The sequence below is a fragment of the Mycetocola sp. genome, assembly GCF_046716805.1.
Classification (GTDB): Bacteria; Actinomycetota; Actinomycetes; order Actinomycetales; family Microbacteriaceae; genus Mycetocola_A.
Genome location: NZ_JBKJWH010000096.1, coordinates 1 through 3924, shown reverse-complemented (window position 1 = coordinate 3924; position 3924 = coordinate 1). Strand labels below are relative to the sequence as shown.

General features: G+C 63.1%; 4 protein-coding genes. 1 reads left to right on the top strand and 3 read right to left on the bottom strand.

Annotation, left to right across the window (positions count from 1 at the left end):
* Positions 1-976 (bottom strand): aconitase family protein (locus ACLQ62_RS07900; protein ID WP_411721097.1); only part of this gene is annotated, 976 nt, incomplete at its 3' end.
* A 322-nt stretch (positions 977-1298) separates the two neighbouring features.
* Here ACLQ62_RS07900 and ACLQ62_RS07895 point away from each other — a divergent pair.
* Complete coding sequence (locus ACLQ62_RS07895; protein WP_411721096.1) at positions 1299-2687, top strand: DUF222 domain-containing protein; 1389 nt, start codon at positions 1299-1301, stop codon at positions 2685-2687.
* On the opposite strand, the gene ACLQ62_RS07890 is transcribed toward ACLQ62_RS07895, so the two are convergent.
* Together ACLQ62_RS07890 and ACLQ62_RS07885 are read right to left on the bottom strand one after the other, a co-directional pair.
* Positions 2684-3154, bottom strand: a complete 471-nt coding sequence (locus ACLQ62_RS07890) for a HEPN domain-containing protein (RefSeq protein WP_411721095.1) — start codon at positions 3152-3154, stop codon at positions 2684-2686. The genes ACLQ62_RS07895 and ACLQ62_RS07890 overlap by 4 nt on opposite strands.
* A gap of 8 nt (positions 3155-3162) precedes the next feature.
* A partial coding sequence (locus ACLQ62_RS07885) for a hypothetical protein (RefSeq protein WP_411721094.1) occupies positions 3163-3924 on the bottom strand: 762 nt, incomplete at its 5' end.

The following is a 3924-nucleotide window of genomic DNA, read 5'->3' as shown; positions in this document are numbered from 1 at the left end:
GACCTGGGTTGGTTCCCCAGGTCACGAACGGGTCCAGAGTGTCGGCGTCCAGGAATACCTCGGCGTCGAAGACTGCGCCCTCGTCGGTGGGAAGCGTGTTCCAGTACTCGACCGCTGCGTCCCAGTCTGCGCCCTCCGGGGCGTGGGGGCGACCCTTGAGGTAGGCGTAGGTCGTCTCATCCGGTGCCACCATGCCCGCACGCGCGCCGGCTTCGATCGACATGTTGCAGATCGTCATCCGGCCCTCCATGGAGAGAGCTCGGATCGCCGAGCCACGGTACTCGAGCACGTACCCCTGACCTCCGCCTGTGCCGATCTTCGCGATCACGGCAAGGATGACGTCCTTCGCAGTGACGCCCGGGCGCAGTGTTCCTTCGACGTTGATCGCCATCGTCTTGAACTGCTTGAGCGGCAGGGTCTGCGTGGCGAGCACGTGCTCGACCTCGCTCGTGCCGATGCCGAATGCCATCGCCCCGAACGCTCCGTGCGTCGAGGTGTGCGAGTCACCGCAGACAACGGTGATGCCCGGCATGGTCAATCCCAGTTGCGGGCCGACGACATGGACGATGCCCTGCTCGATGTCCCCGAGCGAATGCAATCGAACCCCGAACTCGACGGCGTTCTTACGCAACGTCTCGATCTGCGTACGGCTGGTGAGGTCCGCGATGGGCTTGTCGATGGCCAGGGTCGGCGTGTTGTGGTCCTCGGTCGCGATCGTCAGGTCCGGACGGCGGACGGGCCGTCCGGCGAGCCGGAGTCCGTCGAACGCCTGCGGGCTGGTGACCTCGTGGACGAGGTGCAGGTCGATGTAGATGAGGTCGGGTGTGCCGTCCTCACCCTTGGCGACGAGGTGGTCTTCCCAGATCTTCTCCGCCAGGGTCCGCGGCTGCGGTGCCGGGGCGGCGTGCTTGGGATGGCCGGAATGCGTGCCGGTTGACGGCACAGCCTCTTCGGCTGGAACGGTGTTCTGCTTCATCAGTTTCCTCGCAAGAAAGGGTGGATCAGGCAGGACAAACCCCGCGACGGGGAGGCCTGGATGTTAGGCCCCGTCGCGGCAACTAAGAAGCAGCCTGAACAGCACGTGCCCAGAATATCACCCGCGCGCGCGGCGCCTCGCGATCCTCCGACATAGAGGGCGAAACGGAACCGACCATTGTCGGTGGTTGGTGGTTCACTGGGATCATGAACAGACCGGTCAGACACCCGATCCTCGCCCCTCGAGTGCGTTCGGGATCATGCCCGCCGTTGCTCGTTTCGGTAGCCGCTCCGATCTCAGTGGTTGGTGGTGGACTGGGCTTATGAATCTCCCGGTCAGCGCTCTCGCCCCGGCCCTCGAGGCGCCGGACGAAGACGCTGTCCTGGACGAGGTTCTGGCGCAGCTCGCCACCGCTATCGAGGTCTTCGACCTGGATCACCTGGACCGGTTCCCGGCGAACACCGTGCTGTCGGTGCTTTCCAAAACCGCGGCGCTCAACCGCGGCCTGGAGGCCATCCTCACCGCAGCAAGCAATCAGGTCGCCGTCCGCTCCGACCCGGTGCTCGGCAGCGAAGGCCTCGCAGCCCGGTTGAACTACGCCCGGCCCTCGCTGCTGATCGAGCAGGTCGCCGGCGTCTCCGCGGCGACCGCATCGAAATGGGTCCGGGTCGGCGCCCGCACCAGCCCCCGAGTGAAGGTCGGCCAACCATTGCCCCCGTTGTTCCCGCACGTCGCCGCCGCCCTGCGGTCCGGGTCGATCGGTGTAGAAACCGCCGAAGCGATCACTAAGGAGCTCTCCGCCGCCGCACCCCGCGCCGAGGTCGAACACCTCGACGCGGCCGAGCAGATCCTGGTCGGCCAGGCCACCGGCGCTTCCGACAGCCACGGGGTGCCGGTACCACCCGACCTGGTCGGGTTGCAGGCCCGACAGTGGCGGGACCGGCTGGACGAGAACGGTATCGAACCTCGGGCCGAGAAAGCATTCCACGACAGGGACTTCTGGATCTCCCGCACAGTCCGGAACGGGGTGATGAAATTCGGCGGCCAGGTCACCCCCGACGTCGGCGGCAAACTGCACGCCCTGTTCGACGCGATCCTCAACCCGCGAACCGACCCCCGCTACCTCCCCACCGACGCCCCCGACACCGTCCGCAGCACCGGAGACGCTACCCTGGACCTCCCCGACCACACCGCAAGTTCCGACACCGGGTCGCCGAGCCGGGCGGCGGACGGTACCGGCAGCGATCCGGCGCCGGTCGGCCGGTTGCGGGAGACCCGCACCCCCGGACAGCAACGCGCCGACGTGTTCGCCGCGATGATCGACTCCCTCGCCCGCTCGAGCGACGCCCCCACCGTCTCCGGAGCCTCCCCCACCGTCGTCGTCCGGGTAACGGCCGACGTCCTCAGCACCAAACGAGGCACCGGCGAGATCGTCGGAGTGCCCGAACCGATCCCTTACTCCGCCGTCCAGCAGACCCTCTGCGACAGCAGCATCATCCCCGCTTACCTCAGACCCGACGGCGGCCTACTCGCCCTCGGCAACGAGAAACGCGGCTTTGGCCGCGAACAACGCCTCGGAATGATCGCCCGCGACGGACCCACCTGCATCATCGACGACTGCCAGATCCCCGCCTCCGGCTGCGAAGCCCACCACATCATCGAATACCAGGACGGCGGACCCACCCACGTCGACAACGGCGTCAATCGCTAGTACGTCCCCGTTGGGTCTCCCAATAGGGTGCTGAGATGCCGAACCAGCTTGTTGACATCCTCGAAATAATTGGTGATGGTCCCGATCGTTATTCCCGTGTCCTGACCGTGGGCGATGAGATTTCGCACGCTCGCAACGCTGGCAAGTGATTCCAATTCCTCGGGTCGCGCTGCCTTCAATTCTGCCCACCAAGTTGGATCCATGGCTTCGACAATTCGCTGGAGTTTCACCGTGTCGAGACCCCATACGAGCTTCAGCTGGCCGGCGACATATCGATGTACTCGTTCCGAGCTCTGTACGCGTGCGTACTCTGAGACAAGCTCCTTTACTGACTGTTCGGCGAATCCTGCAACGAGCACACACAAGTACTTGGCGTAGTGAGCCAAGAGTTCACTTGTGAGCCCTTGGCCGTCGATGCCAGCGAATACGGCTTTGAGCCTCTTGTAGCGTCGATCGACCTCCGCCAACCCGCGCATTAGACCACCGCTGCGAACGCAACCGTTGCCTTGGTGAGGCGCGATGTAACCGTTTCTTCCGCTGCAGTGGAGCTAGTTGTGGCAGTTCGATAGTCCTGATCATTGAGGAGAGCCTCGTAGATATCGGCCAACGTCGACGGATCAGAAATCGGGCCGGTCGCGAGTCTTCTCATAAGTCCAACGGAGATCGAATCGACAACTGCGGCGTTCACCGGTCGCACTGGCCGGAAGACCCGGGCTCCCACATGATCATTCAGGTGCGTCATCGTCTCGATGAATAGTTGCCCCAACGCAGTTGATGGGCTGAGAGCAATATCTTGATTGAGTCCGAGATAGTTGTTCAGATAGCCCTTAAGTGGGCGGGAATACTCGATTGTGCCCTCGAACATTGCAAGGATCCGGAGAATCATCTCCTGATCTTTCAGCCGCGGCGACTTGGCACCGTAGAGTGCTCTCCAAGCCGCATTTTCATTGAGTTCGCTCAGCCCTTGCAGAAAAGCCCCAGGATAGAGCGCAACTCGAATCTCCTGGGGTTGAAGAGGACTTCCGCCAGTGTTTAGCCGCTCGAAAATGGAATAGACCGCATTCTGGGAGCCGGCGGGAGAGTCTTGTTTCAGAACAGTTGCATGGATGATGCTGTCATCCAGGCGTCTTCGATCTTCGGGATCGAGTTCTGCATATGACAGGGTTGAAAATGGCTTTTGTACCTGGCGGAGTTTGTAGCGTTGGTCACCCCAATAGCCCGAGTAGTAATACTGGAG

Bases quoted from the DNA above. Each gene is read 5' to 3' on its own strand.
- ACLQ62_RS07895 (WP_411721096.1), top strand. From the start codon at position 1,299: ATGAATCTCCCGGTCAGCGCTCTCGCCCCGGCCCTCGAGGCGCCGGAC.